General features: G+C 67.9%; 26 protein-coding genes and 1 pseudogene. 12 read left to right on the top strand and 15 right to left on the bottom strand.

Annotation, left to right across the window (positions count from 1 at the left end):
• The first annotated feature begins 124 nt into the window (after positions 1–124).
• From Q9R39_RS20535 to Q9R39_RS20515, 5 genes are all read left to right on the top strand, one after another.
• Positions 125–1,801 carry an FAD-binding dehydrogenase gene (locus Q9R39_RS20535; protein WP_058253786.1) on the top strand — a complete coding sequence of 559 codons (1,677 nt, stop codon included), beginning with the start codon at positions 125–127 and terminating at the stop codon, positions 1,799–1,801.
• Positions 1,802–1,899: 98 nt separating this feature from the next.
• Positions 1,900–2,904, top strand: coding sequence for a Dyp-type peroxidase (locus Q9R39_RS20530; RefSeq protein WP_058253812.1), 1,005 nt, complete (start codon positions 1,900–1,902; stop codon positions 2,902–2,904).
• Positions 2,905–2,939: 35 nt separating this feature from the next.
• A complete protein-coding gene (locus tag Q9R39_RS20525; RefSeq protein ID WP_058253785.1) occupies positions 2,940–3,749 on the top strand; it encodes a family 1 encapsulin nanocompartment shell protein in 810 nt (269 codons plus the stop codon).
• Positions 3,750–3,920: 171 nt separating this feature from the next.
• Positions 3,921–5,654 carry an ABC transporter ATP-binding protein gene (locus tag Q9R39_RS20520; RefSeq protein WP_058253784.1) on the top strand — a complete coding sequence of 578 codons (1,734 nt, stop codon included), beginning with the start codon at positions 3,921–3,923 and terminating at the stop codon, positions 5,652–5,654.
• Positions 5,651–7,570, top strand: a complete 1,920-nt coding sequence (locus tag Q9R39_RS20515; protein WP_058253783.1) for an ABC transporter ATP-binding protein — start codon at positions 5,651–5,653, stop codon at positions 7,568–7,570. Before Q9R39_RS20520 ends, Q9R39_RS20515 begins: the two co-directional genes overlap by 4 nt.
• A gap of 365 nt (positions 7,571–7,935) precedes the next feature.
• On the opposite strand, the gene Q9R39_RS20510 is transcribed toward Q9R39_RS20515, so the two are convergent.
• A complete protein-coding gene (locus tag Q9R39_RS20510; RefSeq protein ID WP_311278065.1) occupies positions 7,936–8,508 on the bottom strand; it encodes a YdeI/OmpD-associated family protein in 573 nt (190 codons plus the stop codon).
• Positions 8,509–8,553: 45 nt separating this feature from the next.
• Here Q9R39_RS20510 and Q9R39_RS20505 point away from each other — a divergent pair, with 45 nt between their 5' ends.
• A complete protein-coding gene (locus tag Q9R39_RS20505; RefSeq protein WP_311278064.1) occupies positions 8,554–9,252 on the top strand; it encodes a hypothetical protein in 699 nt (232 codons plus the stop codon).
• A gap of 15 nt (positions 9,253–9,267) precedes the next feature.
• On the opposite strand, the gene Q9R39_RS20500 is transcribed toward Q9R39_RS20505, so the two are convergent.
• From Q9R39_RS20500 to rnhA, 3 genes are all read right to left on the bottom strand, one after another.
• On the bottom strand, positions 9,268–10,059 hold the full coding sequence (locus tag Q9R39_RS20500) for an SDR family oxidoreductase (RefSeq protein ID WP_269554389.1): 792 nt from the start codon (positions 10,057–10,059) through the stop codon (positions 9,268–9,270).
• A gap of 77 nt (positions 10,060–10,136) precedes the next feature.
• The gene (locus Q9R39_RS20495) at positions 10,137–11,048 is read right to left on the bottom strand and encodes a D-isomer specific 2-hydroxyacid dehydrogenase family protein (protein WP_311278063.1); all 912 of its coding nucleotides are present in this window, start codon (positions 11,046–11,048) and stop codon (positions 10,137–10,139) included.
• Complete coding sequence (gene rnhA / locus Q9R39_RS20490; RefSeq protein WP_311278062.1) at positions 11,045–11,539, bottom strand: ribonuclease HI; 495 nt, start codon at positions 11,537–11,539, stop codon at positions 11,045–11,047. Before rnhA ends, Q9R39_RS20495 begins: the two co-directional genes overlap by 4 nt.
• Positions 11,540–11,598: 59 nt before the next feature.
• On the opposite strand from rnhA, the gene Q9R39_RS20485 reads away from it, so the two are divergent.
• The 3 genes from Q9R39_RS20485 to Q9R39_RS20475 all read left to right on the top strand — a co-directional run bounded on the left by Q9R39_RS20485 (position 11,599) and on the right by Q9R39_RS20475 (position 14,493).
• Complete coding sequence (locus Q9R39_RS20485) at positions 11,599–12,366, top strand: methyltransferase domain-containing protein (protein ID WP_226511846.1); 768 nt, start codon at positions 11,599–11,601, stop codon at positions 12,364–12,366.
• 313 nt (positions 12,367–12,679) lie between these two features.
• A complete protein-coding gene (locus Q9R39_RS20480) occupies positions 12,680–13,969 on the top strand; it encodes a DUF4185 domain-containing protein (RefSeq protein WP_311278061.1) in 1,290 nt (429 codons plus the stop codon).
• A complete protein-coding gene (locus Q9R39_RS20475) occupies positions 13,966–14,493 on the top strand; it encodes a DUF1697 domain-containing protein (RefSeq protein WP_259936614.1) in 528 nt (175 codons plus the stop codon). Before Q9R39_RS20480 ends, Q9R39_RS20475 begins: the two co-directional genes overlap by 4 nt.
• A gap of 284 nt (positions 14,494–14,777) precedes the next feature.
• Here the strand turns inward: Q9R39_RS20475 and Q9R39_RS20470 are convergent, their stop codons facing one another.
• From Q9R39_RS20470 to Q9R39_RS20455, 4 genes and pseudogenes are all read right to left on the bottom strand, one after another.
• A complete protein-coding gene (locus Q9R39_RS20470) occupies positions 14,778–15,254 on the bottom strand; it encodes a hypothetical protein (protein ID WP_065629435.1) in 477 nt (158 codons plus the stop codon).
• Between the two features lie 13 nt (positions 15,255–15,267).
• Positions 15,268–16,539: an acyl-CoA dehydrogenase family protein gene (locus tag Q9R39_RS20465; protein ID WP_311278060.1), complete on the bottom strand. Its 1,272-nt coding sequence runs from the start codon at positions 16,537–16,539 to the stop codon at positions 15,268–15,270.
• Between the two features lie 37 nt (positions 16,540–16,576).
• The gene (locus Q9R39_RS20460) at positions 16,577–17,977 is read right to left on the bottom strand and encodes a phosphotransferase family protein (protein ID WP_311278059.1); all 1,401 of its coding nucleotides are present in this window, start codon (positions 17,975–17,977) and stop codon (positions 16,577–16,579) included.
• A 103-nt stretch (positions 17,978–18,080) separates the two neighbouring features.
• Positions 18,081–18,320 (bottom strand): annotated as a pseudogene (locus Q9R39_RS20455) (DUF4440 domain-containing protein); the annotation flags it as partial.
• Here Q9R39_RS20455 and Q9R39_RS20450 point away from each other — a divergent pair.
• Positions 18,292–18,681, top strand: a complete 390-nt coding sequence (locus tag Q9R39_RS20450) for a LysR family transcriptional regulator substrate-binding protein (RefSeq protein WP_311278066.1) — start codon at positions 18,292–18,294, stop codon at positions 18,679–18,681. The pseudogene Q9R39_RS20455 and the gene Q9R39_RS20450 overlap by 29 nt on opposite strands.
• A 39-nt stretch (positions 18,682–18,720) precedes the next feature.
• Here Q9R39_RS20450 and Q9R39_RS20445 read toward each other — a convergent pair whose 3' ends face one another.
• The 3 genes from Q9R39_RS20445 to Q9R39_RS20435 are packed head-to-tail and all read right to left on the bottom strand — an operon-like array spanning position 18,721 to position 20,576.
• Positions 18,721–19,518 (bottom strand): hypothetical protein, encoded by a 798-nt coding sequence (locus Q9R39_RS20445; RefSeq protein ID WP_311278058.1) that lies wholly within the window; start codon positions 19,516–19,518, stop codon positions 18,721–18,723.
• A gap of 16 nt (positions 19,519–19,534) precedes the next feature.
• On the bottom strand, positions 19,535–19,960 hold the full coding sequence (locus Q9R39_RS20440) for a CoA-binding protein (protein ID WP_211540721.1): 426 nt from the start codon (positions 19,958–19,960) through the stop codon (positions 19,535–19,537).
• A 28-nt stretch (positions 19,961–19,988) separates the two neighbouring features.
• Positions 19,989–20,576, bottom strand: a complete 588-nt coding sequence (locus Q9R39_RS20435) for a TetR/AcrR family transcriptional regulator (RefSeq protein WP_211540723.1) — start codon at positions 20,574–20,576, stop codon at positions 19,989–19,991.
• A 117-nt stretch (positions 20,577–20,693) separates the two neighbouring features.
• On the opposite strand from Q9R39_RS20435, the gene Q9R39_RS20430 reads away from it, so the two are divergent.
• Complete coding sequence (locus Q9R39_RS20430) at positions 20,694–21,827, top strand: phosphotransferase family protein (protein WP_311278057.1); 1,134 nt, start codon at positions 20,694–20,696, stop codon at positions 21,825–21,827.
• Between the two features lie 4 nt (positions 21,828–21,831).
• The gene (locus Q9R39_RS20425) at positions 21,832–22,977 is read left to right on the top strand and encodes a hypothetical protein (RefSeq protein ID WP_211540727.1); all 1,146 of its coding nucleotides are present in this window, start codon (positions 21,832–21,834) and stop codon (positions 22,975–22,977) included.
• A 7-nt stretch (positions 22,978–22,984) separates the two neighbouring features.
• Here the strand turns inward: Q9R39_RS20425 and Q9R39_RS20420 are convergent, their stop codons facing one another.
• The 4 genes from Q9R39_RS20420 to Q9R39_RS20405 are packed head-to-tail and all read right to left on the bottom strand — an operon-like array spanning position 22,985 to position 26,779.
• Positions 22,985–23,653 (bottom strand): response regulator transcription factor, encoded by a 669-nt coding sequence (locus tag Q9R39_RS20420; protein WP_078112586.1) that lies wholly within the window; start codon positions 23,651–23,653, stop codon positions 22,985–22,987.
• A complete protein-coding gene (locus Q9R39_RS20415; protein WP_238994966.1) occupies positions 23,650–25,239 on the bottom strand; it encodes an ATP-binding protein in 1,590 nt (529 codons plus the stop codon). Before Q9R39_RS20415 ends, Q9R39_RS20420 begins: the two co-directional genes overlap by 4 nt.
• Entirely contained in the window at positions 25,220–25,618 is a 399-nt protein-coding gene (locus tag Q9R39_RS20410; RefSeq protein WP_231742521.1) for a hypothetical protein, read from the bottom strand. The genes Q9R39_RS20415 and Q9R39_RS20410 overlap by 20 nt, the downstream gene beginning before the upstream one ends.
• Positions 25,619–25,675: 57 nt before the next feature.
• Positions 25,676–26,779 (bottom strand): alpha/beta hydrolase, encoded by a 1,104-nt coding sequence (locus tag Q9R39_RS20405; RefSeq protein ID WP_137810262.1) that lies wholly within the window; start codon positions 26,777–26,779, stop codon positions 25,676–25,678.
• Positions 26,780–26,783: the final 4 nt, after the last annotated feature.

Here is a 26,783-nt window from a genome sequence, read left to right as displayed (position 1 = left end):
CGAAGCCGCCGCGCCGTGGTTCCACCGGTACGCCGACATCGCGCTGTAGTACGGGGCTAATCTCGTCTGCGAATGCACATGTCCCGGGACCGGCCCGGTCATTTTGGCGGTGTGAGGAGATGCGGTGGCGGAGCACGGGGCCGACGCGGTGGTCGTCGGTGCGGGACTGGCGGGTCTCGTGGCGACATACGAACTCACCAAGGCCGGACGCCGCGTCGTCGTGGTCGACCAGGAGAATCGCAACAACCTTGGCGCGCAGGCATTCTGGTCGCTGGGCGGGTTGTTCATGGTGGACACGCCGGAGCAGCGTCGGCTGGGCATCAAAGACTCCGCGGATCTCGCCCTGCAGGACTGGATGGGGTCGGCCGGTTTCGACCGTGACGACGAGGACTACTGGCCGCGTCAGTGGGCCCGCGCCTACGTGGACTTCGCCGCCACCGAGAAACGGCAGTACCTCCACGACCTCGGGTTGCGCATCACCCCGATCGTCGGGTGGGCCGAACGCGGCGGCGGGTTCGCCGACGGCCACGGCAACTCCGTGCCCCGCTTCCACCTCACCTGGGGAACCGGACCCGAGGTCGTGCGGGTCTTCGCCGAGCCGGTCCTGGAGGCGGAGAAGCGCGGGCTCGTCGAGTTCCGGTTCCGGCACCGCGTCGACGAGCTCATCGTCGACGACGACGGCGCCGCCGTCGGCGTGCGGGGTGTCACGCTCGCCCCGACCGACGCCGAACGCGGCCAGGCGTCGAACCGGGATGTGGTGGGCGACTTCGAGATCCGTGCCGGGTCGGTCATCGTCACCTCGGGCGGCATCGGCCACAATCACGACCTGATCCGCAAGAACTGGCCCGTCGAGCGTCTCGGCCCCGCGCCGGAGACGATGATCTCGGGCGTCCCGGCGCACGTCGACGGCCGGATGCTGGAGATCAGCGAGACCGCCGGCGCGAACATCGTCAACCGTGACCGGATGTGGCATTACACCGAGGGCATCCACAACTGGGACCCGATCTGGCCCGACCACGCGATCCGCATCATCCCCGGCCCGTCCTCGCTGTGGCTCGACGCCAACGGCAACCGCCTCGCACCGCCGAACTTCCCCGGCTTCGACACCATCTCGACGATGAAGGCGATCCTGGCGGCCGGTCACGACTACTCGTGGTTCGTCCTCACCCAGACGATCGTGGAGAAGGAGTTCATGCTGTCGGGTTCGGAGCAGAACCCCGACATCACCGCGAAGGACGTCAAGCTGGCCGCGAAGAGCCGGCTGGCGAAGGGCGCCGCGGGACCGGTCGACGCCTTCGTGCGCAACGGCGTCGACTTCGTGGTCGCCGACAACCTCCCGGAACTGGTCGCCGGGATGAACAAGATCGCCCGCGGCCCCGAACTCGACCTCGCACACCTCGAACGCATCATCTCCGCACGCGACGCCGAGATCGGCAACAAGTTCTCCAAGGACGCGCAGCTGATGGCGATCACCAATGCCCGACAGTTCGTCGGCGACAAGATCGTTCGGGTCGCCAAGCCGCATCGACTGCTCGATCCCGAACACGGCCCGCTGATCGCGGTCCGGCTCAACATCCTGACCCGCAAGACCCTGGGCGGGCTCGAGACCAATCTCGACTCCCAGGTCCTGCGGCCGGACGGCACCGCCTTCGACGGCCTGTTCGCCGCCGGCGAGGTCGCGGGCTTCGGCGGCGGTGGCGTCCACGGGTACAACGCACTCGAGGGGACGTTCCTCGGCGGATGCATCTTCTCCGGCCGCGCCGCCGGCCGGGCGGTGGCGCGGGCCACAACGCGCCGCTGACCCGTCACCGGTCAGCGTCGAAAAGGGTTGCCTGCCCTATACATTCGCGGCACGATCTGCTGCCCCACGGTTGGTACGCATGGGCTAGTGTGTTCAGCGTGCCGGTGCCCCAGACGATCCTGACGCGGAAGACGAAGTCGGCGATCTTCCTCGTCTTCACCATCAACGACGGCGGTGAAGACGCGGTTCGCGCTGCGCTGGAAGACATCCCCGGCCTGAACAACGCGGTGTCCTCGCGGGCTCCCGAGGCGGCACTGGCCGGGATCGTGTCGATCGGCTCCGCGGCGTGGGACCGCCTGTTCACCGGCCCTCGACCCCGCTCGTTGCGGCCGTTCGTCCCCTACGAGGGCGAGGTCCACACCGCCCCGGCGACGCCCGCCGATCTGCTCGTGCACATCAAGTCCGACGACATGGGCCTGTGCTATGAACTCGGCGCCAAGATCACCGAAGCATTCGGGGACGCGGTCACCGTCGTCGACGAAGTGCACGGGTTCCGCTACTTCGACCTGCGCGACCTCATCGGCTTCGTCGACGGCACCGAGAACCCGATCGGACAGGCGGCGATCGACGCGATCACGGTCGGCGGGGAGGACCCCGACTTCGAGGGCGGCAGCTACGTCGCCATCCAGCGTTACGTACACGACCTGTCGTCGTGGAAGGACCTGAGCACCGAGGAGCAGGAAGCCGCGATCGGGCGGACCAAGCTCGACAACGTCGAGATGGCCGACGACGTGAAGCCCCCGAACTCCCACATCGCGCTGAACGTCGTCGAGGACGAGAACGGCGAGGAGATCGACGTCGTGCGGGACAACATGCCGTACGGCGACGTCTCGGGTGCCGGTGTCAACGGCACGTTCTACATCGCCTACTCGGCAGCGCCCGACGTCACCGAGGAGATGCTGCGCAAGATGTTCATCGGCGACCCACCCGGCACCTACGACCGCCTCCTCGACTTCACCACCGCGGTCACCGGGGCCCAGTTCTTCACCCCAACACTCGACTTCCTTGAAGACCTGCCACCCGCGCCCGACGCCGCACCCACGGCTTCCCCCGCCCCGACGACACGTTCCGACGGCTCGCTCGGCATCGGTTCACTGCACTGACGACACCCTTTCGACCACCGCACCAGGAGGACACCATGAACAACCTGCATCGCGAACTCGCACCGATCTCCGACGCGGCCTGGGCGGAGATCGAAGAGGAGGCGACCCGCTCCTTCAAGCGCAACGTCGCGGGCCGTCGCCTCGTCGACGTGACCGGGCCGCTCGGCTCCGACACCGCATCGGTGACGCTCGGACATCGCACCAAGATCGACTCACCGTCGCAGGGGATCACTGCCTTCCAACGGCGCACCCAGTCGCTGGTGGAACTCAAGGTCCCGTTCACGGTGTCCCGCGAGGCCATCGACGACGTCGACCGCGGCGCCAAGGACTCCGACTGGGACCCGGTCGTGGAGGCCGCGCGCGAACTCGCGCTCGCCGAGGACCGGGCGATCTTCGAGGGTTACGCCGCAGCGTCGATCACCGGTATCCGCGCCGAGGCCGCCGCCACCCCGATCCCGCTGCCCGCCGACGTGCGCGACTACCCGGAGGCGGTCAGCCAGGCGCTGAGCACACTGCGTCTGGCGTCGGTCGACGGTCCGTACGCGGTGGCCCTCTCGGCCGAGGCCTACACCCAGGTCAACGAGACGTCGAACCACGGCTACCCGATCCTCGAACACATCCAGCGTCTGTTCACCGGCGACATCGTGTGGGCGCCCGCGATCAGCGGCGCGTTCGTGATGAGCACCCGCGGCGGCGACTTCGAACTGACCATCGGCCAGGACGTGTCGATCGGCTACGACTCACACGACGCCGACGTGGTGAACCTGTACTTCCAGGAGTCGTTCACCTTCCTCACCCACACCGCCGAGGCAGCCGTCGCGCTGACCGAGCCGCCGACCGTCTGAGCAGCCGCCCGCGGTCCCCGCCTGCGCGGATTACCGGTGGGCAGATACTCGGCGGCGTCCGTTGCGAGCGGCAACTAGTCTGGCGCAGGTGATCGCAGTGAACTCCGGCCGGCTCTCGCTCCCGGCGCCTACCGTTGCCTTCGGCCCGCTCGCTTCGCTCCCGGCGCCTAGATGCTGACCCGACTCGTCCGCACCTACCTCTCCCGGTACCGCATCAACGTCGCGCTCGTCATCGTGCTGCAACTGCTGGCGACCATCGCGATGCTGTACCTGCCGAGCCTCAACGCCGACATCATCGACAACGGCGTCGCCCGCGGGGACACCGGTTACATCCTGCGCATCGGCGGCTGGATGTTACTGGTGAGCGTCGCCCAGATCATCGTGACGGTGACCGCGCAGTACTTCGGCGCGCGCGCCGCCCTCGGGGTCGGGCGCGACATCCGGGGCGACCTCCTGCATCGGGTGAACTCGTTCTCCGCACGCGAGGTCGGCACGTTCGGCGCGCCGTCACTGATCACCCGCACCACCAACGACGTCCAGCAGGTGCAGCTACTCATCGTGATGAGCAGCGCGATCCTGGTGATGGCGCCGATCATGTGTATCGGCGGGATCGTCATGGGCGTCCGGGAGGCGCCGGCCCTGTCCTGGGTCATCGCCATCGCGGTGCCCATCCTCGGGGTGTCGATGGGGGCCATCATCGCGAAGATGATCCCCGGCTTCCGCGCGATGCAGGAACGGATCGACAACGTCAACCGCGTCCTGCGCGAGCAGATCACCGGCATCCGGGTTGTGCGGGCGTTCGTGCGAGAAGACTACGAACGCAAGCGTTTCGCTGTCGCCAACGACCACCTCGCCGACGCGACCCTGCACGTCGGCCGGTTGATGGCCCTGATGTTCCCGGTCGTCATGGTGATCACCAACGTCACCATCGTCGCGGTGATCTGGTTCGGGGGGCACGCGGTCTCCGACGGTTCGCTGGAGATCGGCGCACTGACCGCGGTGATGAGCTACGTGATGCAGATCCTGATGTCGGTGATGATGGCGTCGTTCCTGGCGATGATGGCCCCGCGCGCGGCGGTCTGCGCTGAACGCATCTCCGAGGTCCTCGCCACCGACACCTCGGTCCATCCGCCGACTGAACCGGTCGGTTTCGCCACCCACCCCGGTACGGTGGAGTTCGATGCCGCCGAGTTCCGCTATCCCGGCGCCGACGACCCGGTGTTGAGCGGCATCGACTTCCGCGTCGAGCCGGGCACCACGACCGCGATCGTCGGCTCGACGGGGTCGGGCAAGACCACCCTCGTCGGGCTGGTGCCGCGGCTGATCGACACGACCTCCGGCACGGTCCGGGTCGGCGGTACCGACGTCAAGCGGCTCGATCCCGACGAGCTCCGGTCGGTCGTCGGTCTGGTGCCCCAGCGGCCGTACCTGTTCTCGGGAACCATCCGCTCGAACCTGCTGCACGGTAAGGCCGACGCCACTGACGACGAGATCTGGGAGGCGCTGCGCATCGCGCAGGCGGAGGACTTCGTGTCCGCGATGCCCGACGGTCTGGACACCAAGGTGTCCCAGGGCGGGACGACCGTCTCCGGCGGGCAGCGGCAGCGCCTGGCGATCGCACGCGCCCTCATCCGGCGGCCCGCGATCTACCTCTTCGACGACTCGTTCTCCGCGCTCGACCTGACCACCGATGCGCGGCTGCGCGCCGCACTGCGCCCCGCCACCCGCGACGCCGCGGTCATCGTCGTGGCGCAACGCATCTCGACCATCGTCGACGCCGAGCAGATCGTCGTGCTCGATCGCGGCCGGGTCGTCGGGCTCGGTACCCACGACGAGCTGCGGCAGTCGTGCCCGACCTACGCCGAGATCGTCGAATCGCAGATGGCGATGGAGGAGCGCTCATGACCCGGCCCGGAGGCCCGCCGATGGCGGCCGGACCCGAATCCAAGCCTCGCTCGTTCTGGCCGTCGGTCAAACGCGTTGTCGCACAACTTGCGTCGTATCGACTGCTGATGTCGATCACGCTCGCGTCGCTGGTCGGCTCGGTGGTGCTGATCGCGATCGCGCCCCGCGTGCTGGGGTACGCCACCGACCTCGTCTTCGACGGCGTGATCGGCCGCACCCTGCCCGAGGGGCTCACCAAGGAGCAGGCGGTGGCCGGTCTCCGCGAGAGCGGTGACGACACGTTCGCCGACATGGTCTCGTCGATGAACGTGACCCCCGGCGTCGGAGTGGATTTCGGCGCCGTGGGGCGCGTGCTGCTGATCACCCTCGTGCTGTACGTGGTGTCCTCGGCGCTCGCCTGGCTCGCCGGGTACCTGCTCAACATCGTCGTCGTCGGCACCATCCGCCGGCTCCGCGACGACGTCGAGGCCAAGGTGCATCGCCTGCCGCTGCGCTACTACGACACGATGCCGCGCGGCGAGCTGTTGAGCCGGGTGACCAACGATCTCGACAACCTGTCGCAGAGCATGCAACAGACCATCTCCCAGTTCGCCAACTCGGTGCTGACGGTGATCGCGCTGCTGATCATGATGATCTGGATCTCGCCGCTGCTGGCGCTCATCGCGGTGGCCACGGTGCCGCTGGCGATCATCGCGACCGGCATCATCGCGAAGCGTTCGAAGCCGCACTTCTCGGCCCAGTGGTCGTCGACGGGCGCGCTCAATGCTCAGGTCGAGGAGGCCTTCACCGGGCATGAGCTGGTGACCGCCTTCGGCCGTCAGCGCGAGATCGAGGCGACCTTCGACGAACGCAACGAGAAACTGTACGAGTCGAGTTGGCGCGCGCAGTTCATCTCCGGCGTCATCATGCCGACGATCATGTTCCTGGGGAACCTCAACTACGTGGCGGTCGCGGTCGTCGGTGGTCTGCGCGTGGCGTCGGGCTCGCTGAGTCTCGGTGAGGTGCAGGCGTTCATCCAGTACTCGCGCCAGTTCACGCAGCCGCTGACGCAGATCGGTTCGATGATCAACCTGATGCAGAGCGGTGTCGCCTCCGCCGAGCGGATCTTCGACATCCTGGACGCCGACGAGCAGTCGCCCGACGCCGCGAATCCGAAGACGCCCGCCGAGGACAAGGGACTCATCGAGTTCGACGACGTCTCCTTCCGGTACGTCGAGGACAAGCCGCTGATCGAGAATCTCAGCCTGGTCGCACGCCCCGGGCACATGGTCGCGATCGTCGGCCCGACCGGCGCGGGCAAGACCACCCTGGTCAACCTGATCATGCGGTTCTACGACGTCGATTCCGGCGTCATCCGGGTCGACGGCGTCGACTCCACGGACATGACGCGCGACGACCTGCGCGAACGTACCGGCATGGTGCTACAGGACTCGTGGCTCTTCGGCGGCACGATCTACGACAACATCGCCTACGGCGACCCCACCGCCTCGCGAGAGGAGGTGCTCGACGCCGCCCGGATGAGTCACGTCCACCACTTCGTGCGGACACTCCCCGACGGCTATGACACCGTGCTCGACGACGAGGGCGGTGGCGTCAGTGCCGGTGAGCGGCAGCTCATCACGATCGCGCGGGCCTTCCTCGCCCGGCCCACGATCCTCATCCTCGACGAGGCGACGAGTTCCGTCGACACCCGCACCGAGCTGCTCATCCAGAAGGCGATGGCCAATCTGCGGTCGGATCGCACGAGTTTCGTCATCGCGCACCGACTCTCCACGGTGCGCGACGCCGACGTCATCGTCGTCATGGAGGACGGGCACATCGTCGAGCAGGGCAACCACGACGAACTGCTAGCGGCCCGCGGCGCCTACTGCCGGCTGTACGAAAGCCAGTTCACCGGGGCCATCGAGGCGGGCTGACCCTTCGTGACGCTCGCAAGCTCGCTCCTCAGGGAGCACAAGAAGGCTCGCTTCGCTCGCACCTCAGGGAGCAGGAAAAGCGCGTCCCCACCCCGCTCCCTGATCCGAAAGCGCCACACACCCATTGGTCCCTGAGGTGCGAGGAGCGATAGCGACGAGCCACGAAGGGCCTGGTGAGGCACCTTGCGAGCCCCTTCGTGGCTCGCTTCGCTCGCACCTCAGGGAGCACAAGTAGGCTCGCTTCGCTCGCACCTCAGGGAGCACAAGTAGGGTCGCTTCGCTCGCACCTCAGGGAGCAGGAAAAGCGCGTCCCACCCCGCTCCCTGAGGAGCGCCCGGAGCTTGCGGAGGGCGCGTCACGAAGGGTCACGCCGGCCGCTCGTTGCGTGCCGCCCGTTCGACGAGCATGGCAATACGCCGGGTCTTGGTCTCCGGCCGCTTCGCCAGGGCGAGCTGCGACAGCCCGAACTTGCGCGCGCTGGGCGGGAAGGCATCCCAGTTGGCCCGGGCGACCGGGTCGGAGTCGAGAGCGGCGGCGAGTTCGGGGGATTCGATGAGCGCCTCGGCGTCGTCGAACAGCGTCCACAGGCCACGGGCCTGAGCGTCGTCGATGACGGCCTGCCCGGCGGGCTGAATGCGGCCGGCGGCCGCGAGGTCGGCGACCCGCGCCTTGTTCGACGCCGACCATCCGCTGTTGCGACCGCGCCGGGTGAACCACATGCCGCGGCGGTCGGCGTCGATGACACGGGTGTGACCGTCGATCCATCCCCAGCACAGCGCTTCGCGCACGCACTCGTCGTAGTCGAGCGGTTCCCGGCCCGAACCCTTGCGCCAGAAGACGAGCCACACCCCCGGCGAGGTCTCATGGTTGTCGCGCAACCACTCTCGCCAGGCCTCGACGGTGTCGAGGCTGAGCTTCGGCGCGTCCGGGTCGGCCATGTGTTCACCCTAATGACCTCGGCCTTCTCTCGGTACAGTTGAGCCGTGAACGAGATCGTCAACTTCGCCGAGAGCTACTGGTGGCTGATCTTCCCGGTCGGCGCGGTCGTCGGCGGGTGGGCCGGTTCGATCGGCAAGTACAACGAGAAGCGACGCAAGGACAAGATCGAGCTCGCCCGGATCAAGGCGAACGCCCAGACCGAGCAGCTGAAGCTCACGACGACCTCGGCCGACCAGTTACGCCGGGTCCGCAAGCAGCACGACGCGCTCAACGAGAAGTGGTTCGCCTACGAACTCGATCTCGCGACTCTGATCGAGTTCCCGCTGATGACCGACATGCGCGAACCGTTGACGCTGGCCTTCCACCGGGCCCGGGTCCGCGCGGATGATCTACGGCCCGAATCGGATTCCGCCGCCGTCGGCACGGCCGAGACCTCCATGTCGCCAGCCGACTTCGCCGAGTACCGCGATGCGGTCGGCGACTACGCCGCCGCCTTCGATGCGGCCGAGCGAGAGGCGCGGCGTCGCAAGCAGACCGGGTTCTCCCCCATCGAACGCGAGGCGCTCGATCGGGCGCGCAAACTCATCAACGTCGCCGCCGACACCGGCGCCACGCCGGCCGAGAGGCAGGCCGCCTTCAAGAAGGTCCGTGCCGAGCTCGACGGCATCATCGACGTTCCCCGGGTGGCGGCCGCACATCTCGAACAGCAGATCGCCGGCGCGCTGGAGCGCGGCTCGGACTGAACGTTCCGGGGTCGATCAGAGGTCCGGGATCGGGAGATCCAGGTTGGGCGCGATGATTCCGCCGTCGACCTCGAGGATCTTGCCGGTGACGTACGCACCGGCGGGCGACGCCAGGTAGAGGGCCGCCGCGGCGATGTCCTCCGGATCACCGAGGCGGTGCAACGGCGTGGAGGTCTCGACCTCGGTGCGCATCCCTTCGTCGCCGGCGACGATCTCCAAAGCCGAGGTCAGGATGGCACCCGGCGCGATGCCGTTGACCCTGATCTTCGGGTTCAGATCCATCGCCGCGATGCGGGTGTAGTGCGCGAGGGCGGCTTTCGCGGTGCCGTAGGCGGCATAGGCGCGTCCGGGCACGCGGCCGACCGCGGAGGTGATGTTGATGATCGACCCCTGGCCGGTGGTCGCGAGGATCTGCTTGGCGCCGGCGACGACCAGCGCGTGCGCGTTGCCGACGTTGAAGTCGAAGGCGTCCCGCAGGTGCTTGGGACTGGTGTCGAACAGCGGCCGCGGCATCGCACCGCCGACGTTGTTGACCACGGTGTCGAGACGACCGAACTCGTCGACCGCGGTCTGGGCGAGTGCCGCCGCGGCGTCGGGATCGGCGAGATCCACGGCGACGGCGTGCGCCCGTCGGCCCACCGCACGGACCCGCTCCGCGACCTGTTCGAGGTCGGCCTCACTGCGGGCCGCGATCACCACGTCCCCACCTGCCTCGGCGAAGGCGACCGCGATCGCCGCCCCGAGTCCCCGGCTCGCGCCGGTCACGATGGCCACCTGGTCGTCTATCCGGAATCTGTCGAGAATCACCCGTCGACCATGCCACGTCGACGCACGAAACGAGAACGTGTTCTAGAAAATGGGGGAAATCCCGAGGTCACACCGTCTCAGTAGTCGCGGTTCGTGGTCACCACGGACAGGAGTTCCTCATCCGCGACGAACCGGCGCAGGTTCTCGGCGACCCACGGTGCGAGCTCACGCGTCAGCCCCGATGCCGGGTTGGCGACGTGCGGGGTGATGATCACGTTCGGAAGCGACCAGAGCGGATGGTCGTCGGCGGGCGGTTCCGGATCGGTCACGTCGAGCGCCGCCCCCGCGATCTGCCCGTCGACCAGCGCGCGGTGTAGCGCCCCCTCGTCGACGAGGGGCCCGCGCGCGACGTTCACCACCCACGCGTGCGCGGGTAGTGCGGCGAGGCTCTCGGCGTTGATCATGTGCCGAGTCTCCGGGGTCGACGGCGCGGCCAGCACGACGTGGTCGAACGTCCCCCACAGCTGATCCAACTCATTCGACTGCCGGACCTCGTGCGCGCCGGGCACCTCGCGCCCGGACCGGTTCACCGCGACGACGCGAGCGCCACATGCCCGAAGACGCGGAGCGAGGGAGGCGCCGATCCCGCCGGCTCCGACGATGGCGACCGTGGAGCCGTGCAGCGACCGGACCGCGGTGTCGATCCGCTCCTTGTCCCAGTGGCGCAGGACGGCGGTATTGATCTGCCGGAGCCCGGCGAGGAGCAGAGCCAGTGCGTGTTCGGCGACGTTCTCCGCATAGAAGCCGGACGCATTGGTCCAGATCCGACGGTCGTCGAGGACGTCGTCGGCGACGAAATCCTCGATCCCCGCGGTCTTGAGCGCCACCCATTCGACGGCGTCCGGCAGCTCCGGGAACTCCCCGGGCGGCCCGATCCACACCAGCACCCGGGCGTCGTCGAGACCGACGATCCGGCCGCCCGCACCTTCGATCGCCGCGACCAGGTGCTCGTCGCGGACGGGTTCGACGGCCACCGCCACCGGCGTCATCGGGCCACCGATCGGGCCGCGGTGGTCGCGAGTTCGTCGGCGATCTCGTTGAAGTGATCGCCGGCATGCCCCTTGACCCAGCGCCACTCCACCTTGTGACGCTTCTCCTCCTCGACCAGACGACGCCAGAGATCCGCGTTCTTGACCGGCTTGCGGTCCTTGGTCTTCCAGCCGTTCGCCTGCCAACCGTTGACCCACTTCATGATGCCGTTGCGCACGTAGGTCGAATCGGTGTAGATGATGACGGTCGACGGCCTGGTCAGTGCCGCCAGACCCTCGATGGCGGCCGTGAGCTCCATCTTGTTGTTCGTCGTGTCCGGCTCGGACCCGGAGATCCGCTTCTCGGTGCCCTTGTAGCGGAGCACCGCGCCCCAGCCACCCGGGCCCGGGTTGCCCAGGCAGGCACCGTCGGTCGAGATCTCGACGACGGCCGAGCCGGCCGCCGGATCTGCGGAGGAGCCATCGGTTACCTGGTTCGCGGAAGCTGTCACGCAGCGAAGCCTACGGCAGCCGCGACCCCCGATCGCAGGCTCACGGCTAGGGTGGAGTCATGGTTGTGTGGGACCCGACACGCTATCTGCAGTTCGCCGACGTCCGTGCGCGTCCGTTTCTCGACCTCATCGCACAGATCCCGACCAACCCGCTGTCGGTGATCGACCTGGGTTGCGGACCGGGTCATCTCACCAAGCACCTTCGGGCACGCTGGCCGTCGGCGGAGATCCTGGGCATCGACGATTCGGCGGAGATGGTCGATCGCGCGATCCGCGACAACACCGATCCGCATGCCAACTACGACGCCGCCGACGTCTCGCAGTGGACGCCTCACCGGCCGGTCGACCTGATGATCTCCAACGCGATGTTCCAGTGGGTGCCCGACCACCTCGACGTCATCGACCGACTACTCGGCCACCTCACCGACGGGGGCGCGTTCGCGCTGCAGGTGCCCAACAACACGGACTCCCCCACCCACTCTGTCCTCGCCGATCTCGCCGCGACCGAGCCGTATCTGGGAGCTTTCGGCGACCTGCGGGCACTGCCCCGACTCGACGCCGAGATGTACCTCGAGTTCTTCGCCGGCCGCGGTTACCACGCCGACGCCTGGGAGACGACCTACTTCCACGTGCTCGACGGCCAGGACCCGGTGTTCGACTGGATGTCCGGCACCGGCGCCCGCCCGTACATGCAGGCGCTGTCCGACGAACTCCGGGTGCAGTTCGTCGCCGATCTCAAGCAACGCCTCGCCGAGGCCTATCCTCGACGCGAATGGGGCACGGTCCTGCCCTTCCGCCGTACGTTCGCGGTGGCCACCCGCCGCTGATCCGCTGGGCGCCGCGATCCAGATCCCAGAGAAGCAACTCCCCCACTGCTCCCTGAGGAGCGCCCGGAGCTTGCGGAGGGTGCGTCACGAAGGGTCCGGTGACGGAGGTTGCAAGACCCTTCGTGACGCTCGCAAGCTCGCTCCTCAGGGAGCAGGAGGAGGGCTCGCAAGCTCGCTCCTCAGGGAGCAGGAGGAAGGCTCGCAAGCTCGCTCCTCCCGGGTCACGCACCGGCTTCGCTTTGGCGTCGACGCTTCTCCCAGCTGACACTTCTGCAACACTGACACCACCTGTCATCTCCCAGGGGGTACATCCATGCCTCGACGCAGCCGGATTCGTCTGCGCCCGGTCCGCCGCGTGCTCGCAGCCGTCGCGATCGCCGCCCTCACGGGCGGCCTGCTCGCCGCTGTGTCCGCACCCGCCGAAGCCGCGGTCTGCAACGCCACCGGCATCACCGGGGGCGATGTCGGCAGCACCGGCAGTTCGGGGTCCAGCGAGCTCGGGTGGGGCAGTCTCGACTTCGGCAGCTATCGGGCGGGTGGGAAGAAGCCGCAGGGCCCGCTCCCGAAGCTCACCGGCGCCAGCAAGGCCATCTCCTGGGTGACCGGTCCCCGCAGTCCCGCCCGCACCGACACCCGTTTCGGCATCACCGCGACCGACGTCGGCGTGCCGTGGGACAACGGCTCCGGTCAGATCCTGATGGCCTTCGGCGACACCTGGGGCAGATGCGCGGGACAGATGACCTGGAAGCACAACACGATGCTGCGCAGCGACGCGACTTCCGACCTCGTCAGGGGAATCCGATTTCCGAACGCCGTACCCGGATCGGTCCGGTCGGGCGCGTCGGTGACACCGGCCCACCCGACGTGGGCGCAACCCATGTTCAACGCGGTCGGGGTGCGCAACATCGAGGTCGGGCGGATTCCCACCGGCGGGATCTCGATCAACGGCACGCAGTTCGTCAGTTTCATGTCGATCCACCGGTGGCTTGGCCCAGGCCGCTGGAACACCAACTATTCGGGAATCGCCGTGTCGCACAACAACGGTCAGACCTGGACCGTCGACAACAACACCCTTCGCTGGAATGCCGACCTGACGATCCCGGGCGTCCCCCAGGTGACGCGTGGCCACAACCGGTTCCAGATGGGCGCCTTTCTGCGAAGTGGCGAGTACATCTATCAGTACGGCACTCCGAACGGGCGTTTCGGCTCTGCTCACGTGGCCCGTTTCCGCCCCGCCGACATCCTGAACCTCGATCGATACCAGTACTTTCGCGGCGGCACGGGCTGGTCGTCGAATCCGGCCGAGGCCACGCCGATCGTCGCCGGCCCGGTCAGCGAGATGTCCGTGGCGTACAACGCATTCCTCGGCCGGTTCATCATGCTGACCGAGCGATCGGGGACGATCGTGATGCGCACGTCGCCGTCACCCGTGGGTCCGTGGAGCGGCGAGCGGGTGCTCGTCTCGCACAAGCAGTCCAGCGGTCTGTACACGCCCTACATCCACCCTCGATCGTCGGGTAGGGACCTCTACTTCGTCGTCTCCCGGTGGGACGACTACAACGTGATGCTGATTCGGACCGACCTGTCGAAGGTACGTTCGTGAGCCGGCGCATCGTGCTGATCCGCGCGGTGAACGTCGGCGGCGCGAAACTCCCCATGGCCGAATTACGTGATCTGGCAGCCGATCTCGGGGCAACGGAAATCTCGACCTACATCGCGTCGGGGAACCTGATCTGTTCGCCGCCCGCCGACCCCGAGCGGTTCGACCGCGCGCTCGAAACCGCGCTGCAGGATCGCTACGGCTGGTTCCGGGAGGTCATCAGCCGCTCGCCCGAACAGGTCCGGGCCGCGCTCGAGGCGCATCCGTTCGACGTCGTCGACGACAAATACTCCTACGTCTACTTCCTGACCGGCGAACCGGCGCGCGACAAGGTGGCCGCGTTCGAACGCAAGGACTTCGGCGACGATGTGGTCCGCGTCCTCGGGTCCGACCTGCACATCCGCTACGCCGACGGGGCCGGACGATCGACCCTGACAGCACCGGTCATCGCGCGCGGCCTGGGTGTACAGGGCACCGGCCGTAACCTGCGGACCGTGCGTACACTGCTGGAACTCGCCGGCCCCTGAGTGTCGCTCGGTGGCCGGGCTCCCGGCACGGGCGTAGCGTCGGAGAAGTCTTCAGGACGAACCAAGCGAACCGCGAACGAGACATTCGCGTCGAGAGGAGTCCGCACATGAGTCAACCGGTCCCGCCGCCCCCACCTCCGCCCGAGCCCGTGCCGGCGCCCGAGCCCATCCCAAAGCCGCCACCGGAGCCGCCGATTCCCGTTCCCACCCCACCGCCGGCTCCCGACCCACAGCCGGCTCCCCCGCAGCCGGACCCGCCGCCACGGCCGACGGTGATCTGATCGTCAGCCGCGCGACAGCACTCGGGCGACGCGGTCCAGGTCGGCGAGCTGTTCCTCGCGGGGGGCCTCCCACAGCTTCTTCGGCAGCTTCTCGAGGTCCTTGATCCCGGCTTCGGCTCGGTCGAGGGTTTCGGTCGCCTCCTCGCCACCGAGGTCCACCGATGCGATGAGCCGGTCGTCGAGTTCGAAGACCGCGTCGTCGAGGCGGTTGCGTGCCGCGACGAGTTCGTCGTCGTGCGGGATCGCCGGGTTGGCATGCACGTCGGCGATCGCGTACCGAATGCGCCGATGCAGCAGTGCTTCCCGGGTGTTGTCGGTGGCCCAGCTCTCCGGCGCCCGACCCGGTCGGCCGGGAATCAGGTCGGTGGATCGGGCGAAGGTGCGCACCCGTTTGTCCGAGTCGTACGCGAACCAGGCGGCACCGCCGAGGATGAACAGGGCAACCACCACGGTGGCCACGATGATGATGACCGCGATCATGTGGTCAGCCTACTCAGGACGACTGCACTCCCTTGGGTGCCTTTCCCGACATGAAACCGAACAGGTATCCGGCGACGCGTCGCATCTGGATCTCGTCGGCGCCTTCGGTGATCCGGTAGCGCCGATGGTGCCGGTAGATGTGCTCGAACGGCTCGTGCCGCGAGTATCCGCGTCCGCCGAACACCTGCATCGCCTGGTCGGCGGCATCGCAGCACAGCCGGTTCGCCTGGTAGTTGCACATGGAGACCTCGGCCGACGCGGCGAACGGCCCGTAGGTATCCATCTTCCAGGCGGTTTCGCGGATCAGCGCCCGGATCATCGCGCACCGGGTGTGCAGGTCGACGAGCGGGAACTGGATCGCCTGGTTCGTCGAGAGCTTCTTGCCGAACGGTGCGCGCTCGTTGGCGTAGGCCACCGCACGGTCGACACAGTACTGGGCGGCACCGAGACTGGAGGCCGCCTGCCGGATGCGGTTCTCGTTGAAGAAGTGCTGCACGACCTGCAGGCCGGCTCCCTCCGCCCCGAACGCCGCGGAGTTCGGCACCCGAACGTCCCGCAGCGTGATGTGCGCGTGGTCGGTGGGCATGTTGAACGTCCAGAGATATTCCTCCACGGCGAAACCCGGATCCTGCGGGTCGACCAGGAAGGCCGTGATGCCGCGGGCCTCGCCCGGTTCGCCGCTGGTGCGCGCGAAGATGATGTCGCGATGGGCGGCGTGGATACCGGTGTTCCACGTCTTCTCGCCGTTGATGATCCAGTCGTCGCCGTCGCGGACGGCGGTCGTCTCCATCCACGTGGCGTCGGAGCCGTGGTCGGGTTCGGTGATGCCGAAGGCGAAGAACTTCGTACCCGCGGCCAGGCCCTCCACCCATTCCTCCCGCTGCTCGGGGGTGCCGTACTCGAGCATGAGGAGCAGCCCGATGTTGTTGCCGACGATGGCGTGCTCGTTCTGCAGATCGCAGTGCAGCCCCAGACCTTTCGACGCCAGGTGCTCGCGGATGATCGCCATCGCCAGGTTCGATCCGTCCCGACCACCGAACTCGGACGGGAAGGGGTAGCGGAAGTGGCCGGCCGCATCCGCGCGTCGTCTCGACTCTCCCAGAAGAGCTTCCCACTCCTTGTTCGGCAAACCACCACGCTCCCAGTCTGTTCGGGAGTCCTCGCGCCGATGGTCGAAGAAGCGGATGTTGTCGTCGGTCTGCTCGAGGGGAATGATCTCCGCCTCGATGAAGGCGTCGAGTTCGGCAAGGTAGTCGGTCAGCGACTCGGGCAGTGCGAAGTCCACGATGAACCCCTCTCGGTTGGGATCGGATGTCCGGCGGTCACGGGTGAGGGACCGCGAAGTACTTGGGGTTGGCGACCAGGAGTCGCGCCCGCACGTCGGCGACAACGGCGTCACGGACCTTCGGGTCGGTGCCGTCGAGTTCGCCGGAACGCAGGGCCTCGCACAGCGCGTGCTGATCAGCGACGCCGAGCGCGCTCAGCCGTTGCGCGCTCGCTTCGGCGTCCCGTGCGCCGGTGAGCATCTGTCGACGCACGACGTCGACGACATTGCCGGCCACTCTCGTATGGAAACGCACCTGCGGCGACAGGTCTGCCTGTACCGCGTCGGACCGCAGGAATTCGGTGAGCGCCTCGAGTAGTTCGACTGCAGTCGGTGAACCGTAGAGATCGTTGTTCGGTTCCTCGCCCGGCGCCTCGGCCAGCGGATCGGGTACCGGTCCCGGCGTCACGAGACCGAGGTCGAGCAGTGCGTCGAATTCCTGCTCGGCACTTCGGCGTCCGATCGCGGCCAGTTCGACGGATCGTTCGACGCCGTCGAGGTGCCGGGCGGCCTGCACCGCGCAGATCAGTCCCCACTTGACGGTGGCGTAGAGCTCCCACCAGCGCAGGGCTTGTTCGGTGGGACGCCAACCCGCCTCGCGCGCATAGGCGTCGAGGAGCGAGGTCCGGTCACCCATCCCGGCCACGGGCGTCGACCCTCCGAAACGCCACGCCTTCGCACATAGCCAACCGAGGTCCTCGACGGGATCGCCGAGGTGCACCAGTTCCCAATCCAGAACCGCCGCAACTCCTTCGGCGTCGACGAGCAGATTGCCCAGCCGGAAGTCGCCATGCACGAGCGTGTGCCGTGGTGACGGTTCGGGTCGGTTGTCCGTGAGCCACTGGGTGGCCAGCACCAGGCCGGCCGGCATCGCATCGAACTCGCGTGGGAACAGGTCCCGCAAACCGTCGATCGGATCGCCGAGATCACCGAGACCGGGCGTCTGTGCGACGTCTATCCGGTGGATACGTGCGAGGATCTCGCCGCACTGATCGACGAATCCGGCGCGCGCACCCTCGTAGGCATCGTCTCGCAGAATGCGCCGCGGGATGGATTCTCCGTCGATGAAATTCATTGCCAGATAGGGGAATCCCAGCGCGTTGTCGTCCTCGTCGAATCCGGCGTCGAGGATCTCCGGCACCGGCACCCCGGCGTCGGCGGCGGCACGCAGGACCTGCGCCTCGGCCCGCAGTCCGCCGTCGTCGGTTGCAGCGGGAACCGCGCGGATGATGATCGGCTCGACCTGCCCGGTTCCGTCGACGAGGGTGGCCGCGTACGTCGCCCTGCTCGCGCCCGCCGGCAGGAGTCTCGCGCCCTCGACCGAGAGCGTGCCACCACGCTCCTCGCCGAGGCGGGACGCGATCTTCGCGGCGACACCGTCCGCTTCCGGTACTCCCACGCCCGATCCGTCCCTTCGCACCGTCGCCCGGCGGATGTAACCGCCACCACAGCGAAGCTAGCACGGGATCTGAATCCGGCCTCAGAAATCCAGGCCCGGAGTCTCAGGACTTCGGTGCCTGGAACTCCGGTTGGTCGATGATCCGCACCCACGATCCGTCGGCCTGCCGCGCCACCACCTGCGCGCGGGCGCCTGCACCATCACGGGGTGGAGTCGACGTGAGTGCGAGATCGTCCCCGAATACCAGGGTCGGCAACGGCGGTTCCGGCGCGAAGGTCGGCCGGTGCGCCAAGACCGATGCCCAGAGATCCCGGATCGCGGCCCGTCCGCGCGCGACCTCACCGCGCCGGCCCCGGGGCCGCACCGTCGATCTCGCCTCGCTGCGCGACCGATCGCTCATCTGCCTGCCCCGCGGCGCGGGTATCCGAAGCGTGTTCGACGCGGCGGCCTCGGTCGCCGGAGGAGCCATCCGACCCGCGATCGAGGCCTCGTCGCCGGACGCCATCATCGAGTTGGTCTGCAGCGGAATGGGAGTCGGCATTCTCAGCGAGTCGATCGCCGCGGCCGACGACCGCGTGGTCGCGGTGCCGATCCGGGATGTCGATGCCACCGCACATCTGGGATTGCTCTGGAGGTCGGGGAACTCCGCTGCTGCAGCACGGTTCGTCGAAATTGCCCGAGACGCGTTCGCGGTTGGTGACTGATGAACTCGAACTCGACTGATGGACTTCGATCGAAGTCCATCAGTCGAGTTGACGTTCGTCGGTCGGGTGCGTCGGCCCGGGATCGGCGGCGGCCGAGGCCTCCAGCGACGGGGCGACCACGCTCGCGGGGTCGGTGGGCTTGCCCGCGATGAGGTCGCCGATGCTCAGACCCCAACGGCCCCAACGGTCGTCGAATCTCTTCGCGCGGGCCCGCGCTTTCTCCGTCTTCGCCGGTGCGTACCGCCGGCGCGCCCACGCCGAGTGTGGCCGGGCCAGCCGGATGACACCGGCCCAGGCGAACACCGGGATGAAGACGCCGACGATGGCGGTGGAGAACTTGCCCTTGAGCACGCACAGGATCGCGCAGGCGACATTGATCGGCACGGTGGCCACCAGCGCGACGGGACCGATCTCCACGTCCGCGTCGTCGAGCGGGTTGAACCCGAGGACCGCCATGCCCAGCGCGGCCACCGTCAGCGCCACCACCTGAACCGAGAGCTGGCCCTCCGGTGACCAATACACGTCCTGAAGGCGCAGGATCAGTGCGAACTCGTCGAGCACCAGTGAGGCGCCGACACCGATCAACACCGCACTGATCTCCGCACCGGGCGACGCCCCGTTGACACCCACCGAGAGGAAGGCGCCGACGATCGTCAGGATCAGACCGGGCACCATGTGGTGCACGTGCACGCCGTCTGAGACGTTGTTGCGGAAGGGGCCCTTGCCCGCCCGGATGAGTCGGGTGATCACCCGCGTGACGATGAACGTGATGACGAACGACGCGAACAGCAGGAACAGCGGCAGTCGCTGATGCGTGAGCTCATCGAGGAAGTTCACCGGGTCACCGTCGGCGTCAGCCGGGGACGATACCGGTGCGGCGCTGCTCGATGATCAGGCAGCGGTCCTCGACGTACAGCAGACCCGCATCCTCGGCGATCGCCCGCGCCTCCGCCGAGATGATCCCGAGCTGCAGCCAGAGTGCGGTCGCGCCGGCGGCGACGGCCGCCCGGGCGACGTCGGCGCACTCGGGTCCCGGGCGGAACACGTCGACGAGGCCGACCTGTTCCGGGATGTCGGCCAGGGTGCGGTACACCTTCTCCCCGACGATCTCGTCGGCCGCGGGATTCACCGGGATGATCCGCCAGCCACGGTTCTTCATGTACGCCGGCACCTCGTTGGCGGCCTTCGACGGATTGGCGCTGGCACCGACCACGGTGATCGCGTTGTAGGTGGACAGGATCTGCTCGACGACATCGTCGGTGTTGCTCGGGGCGGTCATCCCACGAGTGTAGGTGGGTGCGGGCGAGTCATCGGAGAACTCCGTGCACGACGATCGCGCTCATCTGATCGGCCCACCCGGCCTCGAAGTCGCGATTGTCGAGCAGCAGCGCATGCAGCATCGCCGCGCCGCCGACGACCTCGATGAGCCGATCCGGATCGACATCGGGATGCACCTCGCCGCGATCGACCGCGATCACCAACCGGTCGCGCAATGCGCCGAACACCTCCGCGAACCCGGCGTGCACACGCGCCGCCAGCTCGGGTTCGGCAGCCATGTCCGAGATGAGACCGGGCAACGCCGCGCGGGTCACGGGACTGGCGAACAGGTCACGCGCCGCCGCGACCATGATGCGGATATCGGCGGCGACCTCACCGCTGGACGGTGGCAGCCGCATCATCCGGGAGAACGCGACGTCATGCACCAGCTCTGCCTTACCCGTCCAGCGACGGTAGAGCGCGGTCTTCGTGGTGCCCGCGCGTTCGGCGATCGCGGCCATGGTGAGCTTGCGGTATCCGACATCGACGAGCAGTTCGGCGGCGGCGTCGAGCACCGCGGAGTCGATCCGCAGGTCGCGCGGTCGGCCCGAGACCGACTCCCCCGTCCCAGCACTCATCACTCGCCGACTTCCCTTCGAAAATTTTCGCCAAGTCGCTGCGGACCGCACGACCGTTCTGCTGTCATAACGCTACTCACCGTAGCGAATCCGCCGGTATCGATCACAGGGGGTGCCATGGCCACCGAGCCAGCCGTCGAGCAGATCGACCATCTGCAACGTTCCAGCCGCGACAACGCCTCGGTCCCCGAGACGCTCGCGCGCTGGCTGTCCGAGCAGGACGACACATCCGAGGTCGTACCGGAGGTCACGGTCGCAGCCTCCGGAGACAGCAACGGCATGTCGTCGGAGACCATCCCGGTATCGGTGACCTGGCCCGGCGAACCGACCCGGCACTGGGTGATGCGGATGGCACCCTCGACCGCCGACGTCCCCGTGTTCCGTTCCTACCGAATGGATCACCAGTACGAGACGATGCGTCTGATCGCCCGGCTCAGCGACGTCCCGGTCCCGGCAGTGCACCACCTCGAGCCGACCGGCTCGCTGCTGGGAGCCCCGTTCTTTCTCATGGACCGGTGCGAGGGCGAAGTCCCACCCGATGTCATGCCGTACACGTTCGGCGACAACTGGTTCGGGGACGCCGCCGAGTACGATCGCCGGCGGGCCCAGGAGTCCGCGGTCGGCGTGATCGCCGCCCTGCACTCGATCCCCGACGCGGCCCGGCAGTTCGACTTCCTCTCCGACGACCTACCCGCCGGTGACACTCCCCTCGCTCGTCTGCTCGCCTGGTTGCGGGACTGGTACGACTTCTCGGTCGAGGGGATCGGGCGCTCACCTCTCGTCGAGCGGGCGCTCGCCTGGCTCGCCGACAACTTCCCCGACGGTGCCGCGAACGCCGAACCGGTGCTGTCCTGGGGAGATTCGCGCATCGGGAACATGATGTTCGTCGACTTCACCCCGACGGCAGTACTCGACTGGGAGATGGCGCGCACCGGCCCCCGCGAACTGGACATCGCCTGGGTGATCTTCGCACACCGGGTCTTCCAAGAGCTCGCGACGATGGCCGGCCTTCCCGGATTGCCGGACCTGCTCCGCGAGAACGACGTCCGCGACACCTACCGCGAGCTCACCGGAGACGAGTTGGGCGACCTGCGCTGGTTCTACGTCCATGCCGCGGTCCAGTGGTGCTGTGTCTTCATGCGGACCGGCGCCCGCCGCGTGCACTTCGGCGAACTCGAACGTCCCGACGACGTCGACGGCACCCTGTTCTACCACCGACCACTACTCGAACGACTCCTCGAGGAGGACTGACCACATGAGCCGACGCGGCCTGGGGCCGATGGACGAGTATCCCATTCACCAACTGCCACAGCCGATCGCCTGGCCGGGCAACAGCGATCGCAACTTCTACGACCGCGCGTACCTCAACGCCCACGACCGCAGCGGCACCATCTTCCTCATCACCGGCATCGGTTACTACCCCAACCTGGGTGTGAAGGACGCGTTCGTGCTGATCCGGCGGCGGAACCCGGACGGCACCGACACCCAGACCGCGGTGCACCTCAGCGACGCGATCGACGACAACCGGCTCGAGCAGCGCGTCGGCAACTATCGGCTGAGCATCGAGAACCCGCTGCGCGCGCTGCACCTGACGCTGGACGAGACCGAGGGCATCGCCCTGGATCTCCACTGGGAGGGCCTGTTCGACGCACTGCTCGAACAGCCGCACGTGATGCGCCAGGGCGCGAAGGTCACCCTCGACGCGCAGCGGTTCGCGCAGGTCGGCAGCTGGCGGGGATCGATCACCGTCGACGGTGAGGACATCGTCGTCGAGCCGTCGACCTGGATCGGCACCCGCGACCGTTCGTGGGGAATCCGGCCGGTCGGCGAGCCCGAGCCGGCGGGGCGACCGGCGGATCCACCGTTCGAGGGCATGTGGTGGCTGTACGTCCCGATGGCCTTCGACGACTTCCAGCTCGTCCTCATCATCCAGGAGGACCCCGACGGTTACCGCACACTCAACGACTGCTCGCGCGTGTGGAAAGACGGCCGCGTCGAACAACTGGGCTGGCCGAACGTCTCGGTCCATTACGCACCGGGCACCCGGGTGCCCACCGGGGCAACGATTTCCACGACCGGTGCGGGGGGTTCATCCGTGACGCTGGAGGTGGAGTCACTGCTGCCCGTGCCCATCCACGTGGGCGGCGGTTACGGCGGTGACCCCGACTGGACCCACGGCGTCTGGCGCGGAACGGACTTCACCGAACGACGCACCTACGACATGACGAGTGCCGGGATCGTCGGCCGTATGCCGTTCGGCGTGATCGATCATGTCGGACGCGCCGAATGCCGGGAGTCCGACGGCACCACCCGCACCGGCTGGGGACTCTTCGAGCACGGGGCGCTCGGCCGGCACGATCCGTCCGGGTTCGCCGACTGGCTCAGTGTCGCACCGGAGTGAGGAGCGACTAGTTCGACGCGCGTAGCCGATACCCCATGCCGCGCACCGTCTCCAATCGGTGAGAACCGATCTTGTTCCGCAGGGCGCGCACGTAGACGTCGACCACATTCGATGCCGGGTCGAAGTCGTAACCCCAGACGTGGCCGAGGATCTGTTCGCGCGACAGCACCTGATCGGGGTGACGCAGGAACACCTCCAGTAGTGCGAACTCGCGCGCGGTGAGGTCGAACGTCTCCGCACCCACTCGGGCGCGCCTGGACTTCAGATCCAACCGAAGATCCCCGGCGGACAACAGGTTCTCCGACGCGACGGCCGAGTCGTCGACGAGTCGTAGCCGGATGCGGGCGAGCAGTTCGGCGAATTGGAAGGGCTTGGTCATGTAGTCGTTGGCACCGCCCTCGAGGCCGTTGACCGTGTCGCTCACGCTGTCCCGGGCGGTGAGAACGACGACCGGCGTCGAGATCCCCTCGCCGCGCATCGAATACAGCACGTCGAAACCGTCCATTGCCGGAAGTCCGATGTCGAGGACCACCATGTCGAAAGCACCGCTGCGCACGGCTTCGAGCGCGGACAAGCCGTCGGACACGTGCTCGGTGCTGTAACCCGCCGCCCGCAATCCGTTGCCGATGAACGACGCGATCCGCGCATCGTCCTCGGCGATCAGAACCCGGCTCATCGCCGCTCTCCTTCTCCTGATACCGACGACGCTGTATCGACGTAGGTGGTCATGTCGGGGGCCGGGACATCGATGCCGAACGTTGCACCGTGGCCGGGAACACTGCGTACCCAAGCGATTCCGTGGTGGGCGTCGGCGATGGCCCGCACGATCGCGAGGCCCAGGCCGGCCCCGGACGAGTGTTGCGGCGACGACGCCGACCGCCCGCGCTGAAAGCGCTCGAAGATCCGCGCCGCGTCCTGCTGCTCGACGCCCGGGCCGTCGTCGGTGATCCAGATGGACAGATGCCGCTGCTCTCCGACGCCGGCGAAGCGTGAACCCAGCTGGATGACGGATCCCTCGCGGGTGTGCCGGACCGCATTGGACGCGTACTGCAGCATCGCCTGGGTGATCCGCTCGTGATCGACGGTGCACGGCCCCTCGGCGACCTCCATGAGCAACCACTGCCGATCACCGAGCGGTTGCACCTTGGACTCGATGTCGAGCATCAACTGCGCCGCGTCGGTCGGCCTGGCCACCACGAAGTCGGGTTGCTCGGACTTCGCCAGCATGAGCAGATCGGCGACGATGCGTCCCATCCGTACCAGCTCGCTGTCCACGAGATCGAGGGTCTTACGCCGTTCTGCCGGATCGTCGGGCAACAACTCGAGATGACCGCGCACCACCGTGATCGGCGTCCGTAGCTCGTGCCCGGCGTCGTCGACGAACTGCCGCTGCGTCGTGTACGCGTCCTCGATCCGGTCCAGCATCGCGTTGAAGGTCTGGGCCAGCGCGGCCACGTCATCACGGCCGATGACCGGCACGCGCGCGGTGAGGTCGTTCTCGCTGATCTCCGCGGCGACCATCCGCACGCTCCGGACCGGAGCAAGGATCCGTCCCGCGACGAGATAGGCCACACCGGTGGTGACGATCATCCCGCCCAACCCGACCATCGCGAGGACTCGCATCGTGCGGTCCACCAGTTCCCGCCCCGGGTCGGTGTAGATGCCCACGATGAACGTCCCCGGTTGCGCCGCCTCGGACGCCGGATCGGCCGACCCACCACCGGCCGGCTCCAGATCGACCTTGCCCCAACGAATTTCTCCATGAGCGGTCATCAGCACCCCGGCCGCCCCGCTCTGGGCGCGCAGTTCGTCGAGCACACGGCGTCCTTCGCCCGGCTCCGGCCAGGCATTACCCGGCAGTTCGAGGATCTCGGTGTCGCCGACGACGCCGGCCATGACCTCCCCCTCGCCGGCCGATTGCCGCGACAGGAACACCTCGAGCAACCGTGACACCGAGGTGAACGGTTCGGTGGTCGTCGGGTCGACCCCCTCGGCCGCGAACGTCCGGAACTCACTGGCCTCCTGCGCGACGTAGTTGTTCACGCGGGTGTCCACGTCGCGGAGCAGCAGGTTGCGCGTCACCACGAACACCACCACCAGCAGCAGGAACGTGGTGAGCATGATCCAGGCCGTGATACGCCAACGCGCCGAGAGCGCGGGACGCTGGCGCACACCCGCACTCTCGGCTGGATTCGGCCCGCTCGCTCCGCTCCCGGCGCCGGCTGCCTCCGGTTTCGCGTCGTCAGTCGTCCTGGTCGTCATCGATGTCATCGTCCCAGTCGTCGCCCTGGTCGTCCCAGTCGTCGTTCTGATCGTCCCAGGCGTCATCCCAGTCGTCGTCGCAGTCGTCGTCACGATGGGCCGCGCGCGGGTCACACCAGTCGTCGTCATCGGAGTTCAGGTTCGGCGGGACGGCCCGCTGCACCGGAGCCCCGGCCGGGATCTGGGGAACCGGCGCCGGGGCAGGCGGGGTCTGGGCCTGAGGCGTCGGAATCTGGGGTGTCTGCGACGACACATCCACGGACACGGCGTCGGAGGCCAGGCTGGGCTCGGGCGAACGGATGAGGAAGAAGCTGGCGGTCACGACGGCAACCGCGAGCGCACCGAGGGCGATGGTGGCGAGTACTCGTGAGAAGTTCATGTCAACGACTCTGGCGGACGCCGGTGAGCCGTCCATGAGTCGAAGATGAAGGTTTTTTCATCTACGAACTGCGTGCACCGACGTCAAGAACTCGTCGATGCGGGGCCACGTCTGCTCGACCGCAGCGGACCCGGCGATCAATCCCAGATGGCTGGTCTCCACCGTGGTGAACTCGACGCGCGGCGCCCCGGAGAGCAGCCCCACCCCGTGGTGGGCGGCGGCCCAGCTGACGATCGCGTCGCGGTGACTGCCGAACAGCGCGACCGGTACCGCGACCTCGGCGAGGTCGACAACCCGTCCGCCGAAGTCGAGCACCCCGTCGGCGAGTTCCCCGCGCATGATGAAGTTCTCCCACATCTGCTCGGACACCTTGCCTGGATAGCCGGGCATCGTCTCCTGGAAACGGTCGATGGCCTTCATCCGGGTCAGCGCGTCGGTGTCGTCGGCGTTGCGCAGGATGTAGCCCGGCTTCTTGAGTTCGCGCTGCCAGGCCGTGCCCCGATAGGCGAGGCGGACCAGCGGCGCGGGGATCCCGCCGAGCGCTCGCAGCGCCATCGTCACCGGCGCGGTGCCGACCGGTTTCATCAGCGTCTTGACCAGCGGATACGGCGGGACTTTGGAGTAATCGAGAGGCGTCCCGACCGCGACGACCGACGCCACCGGCAGGTCTGGGTTCGCGGCAGCGGTCAACAGGCTGATCGTCCCGCCGATACTCCACGCGAGCAGATCGACTGCTGAGGAATCCCGCGACGTTCCGGCGGCCGGGTCGTCGGCGCTGCCGTAGAAGTCTGCGACGGTCGCAGCGACGGCCCCGGGGACGATGTCGTCGAAGAAGTCGGCGAACCCGAGGTGCCGGTCGGCGCGGGTCATGTCGCCGAAGTCGAGCACGTACGGAACCCGGCCGGTCGACAGGAGAAACTGCACCACCGACAGCCCGTCGGCGAGGTCGTAGCACGATGTGGACACCGCGAGCGGCGGGATCAGCAGCACCGGCCGCCGTCCCGTGCCGACGGCTGCGATCACCTCGTCGTCGGTGCCGTACCGCCGCAGCGTGCGGTGCGGTACGTCGGCGATCACCGTGTGCGGCGTCTCGTGGGACTCGCCGATCTGTCCACCACGTGCCAGATGGACCAGCGTCGCGACGCCGTCGAAACCACCCACCACT

The organism is Gordonia sp. AC31 (assembly GCF_031844505.1).
GTDB classification, from domain to species: domain Bacteria; phylum Actinomycetota; class Actinomycetes; order Mycobacteriales; family Mycobacteriaceae; genus Gordonia; species Gordonia hongkongensis.
Note: the sequence above shows the minus strand (reverse complement) of the source record. Positions and strands in the feature narration are given on the sequence as shown.

Excerpts from the sequence above, each read along its gene's own strand:
- Q9R39_RS20440 (WP_211540721.1), bottom strand. The coding sequence starts at position 19,960 with ATGACCGCCCCGAGCAACACCGACGATGTCGTCGAGCAGATCCTGTCC.
- Q9R39_RS20425 (WP_211540727.1), top strand. The coding sequence starts at position 21,832 with ATGAGCCGACGCGGCCTGGGGCCGATGGACGAGTATCCCATTCACCAA.
- Q9R39_RS20420 (WP_078112586.1), bottom strand. The coding sequence starts at position 23,653 with ATGAGCCGGGTTCTGATCGCCGAGGACGATGCGCGGATCGCGTCGTTC.
- Q9R39_RS20485 (WP_226511846.1), top strand. The coding sequence starts at position 11,599 with ATGGTTGTGTGGGACCCGACACGCTATCTGCAGTTCGCCGACGTCCGT.
- Q9R39_RS20495 (WP_311278063.1), bottom strand. The coding sequence starts at position 11,048 with ATGACGCCGGTGGCGGTGGCCGTCGAACCCGTCCGCGACGAGCACCTG.
- Q9R39_RS20520 (WP_058253784.1), top strand. The coding sequence starts at position 3,921 with ATGCTGACCCGACTCGTCCGCACCTACCTCTCCCGGTACCGCATCAAC.
- Q9R39_RS20480 (WP_311278061.1), top strand. The coding sequence starts at position 12,680 with ATGCCTCGACGCAGCCGGATTCGTCTGCGCCCGGTCCGCCGCGTGCTC.
- Q9R39_RS20525 (WP_058253785.1), top strand. The coding sequence starts at position 2,940 with ATGAACAACCTGCATCGCGAACTCGCACCGATCTCCGACGCGGCCTGG.
- Q9R39_RS20515 (WP_058253783.1), top strand. The coding sequence starts at position 5,651 with ATGACCCGGCCCGGAGGCCCGCCGATGGCGGCCGGACCCGAATCCAAG.
- Q9R39_RS20410 (WP_231742521.1), bottom strand. The coding sequence starts at position 25,618 with ATGAACTTCTCACGAGTACTCGCCACCATCGCCCTCGGTGCGCTCGCG.
- Q9R39_RS20435 (WP_211540723.1), bottom strand. The coding sequence starts at position 20,576 with ATGAGTGCTGGGACGGGGGAGTCGGTCTCGGGCCGACCGCGCGACCTG.
- Q9R39_RS20470 (WP_065629435.1), bottom strand. The coding sequence starts at position 15,254 with ATGATCGCGGTCATCATCATCGTGGCCACCGTGGTGGTTGCCCTGTTC.
- Q9R39_RS20415 (WP_238994966.1), bottom strand. The coding sequence starts at position 25,239 with ATGACGACCAGGACGACTGACGACGCGAAACCGGAGGCAGCCGGCGCC.
- Q9R39_RS20510 (WP_311278065.1), bottom strand. The coding sequence starts at position 8,508 with ATGGCCGACCCGGACGCGCCGAAGCTCAGCCTCGACACCGTCGAGGCC.
- Q9R39_RS20430 (WP_311278057.1), top strand. The coding sequence starts at position 20,694 with ATGGCCACCGAGCCAGCCGTCGAGCAGATCGACCATCTGCAACGTTCC.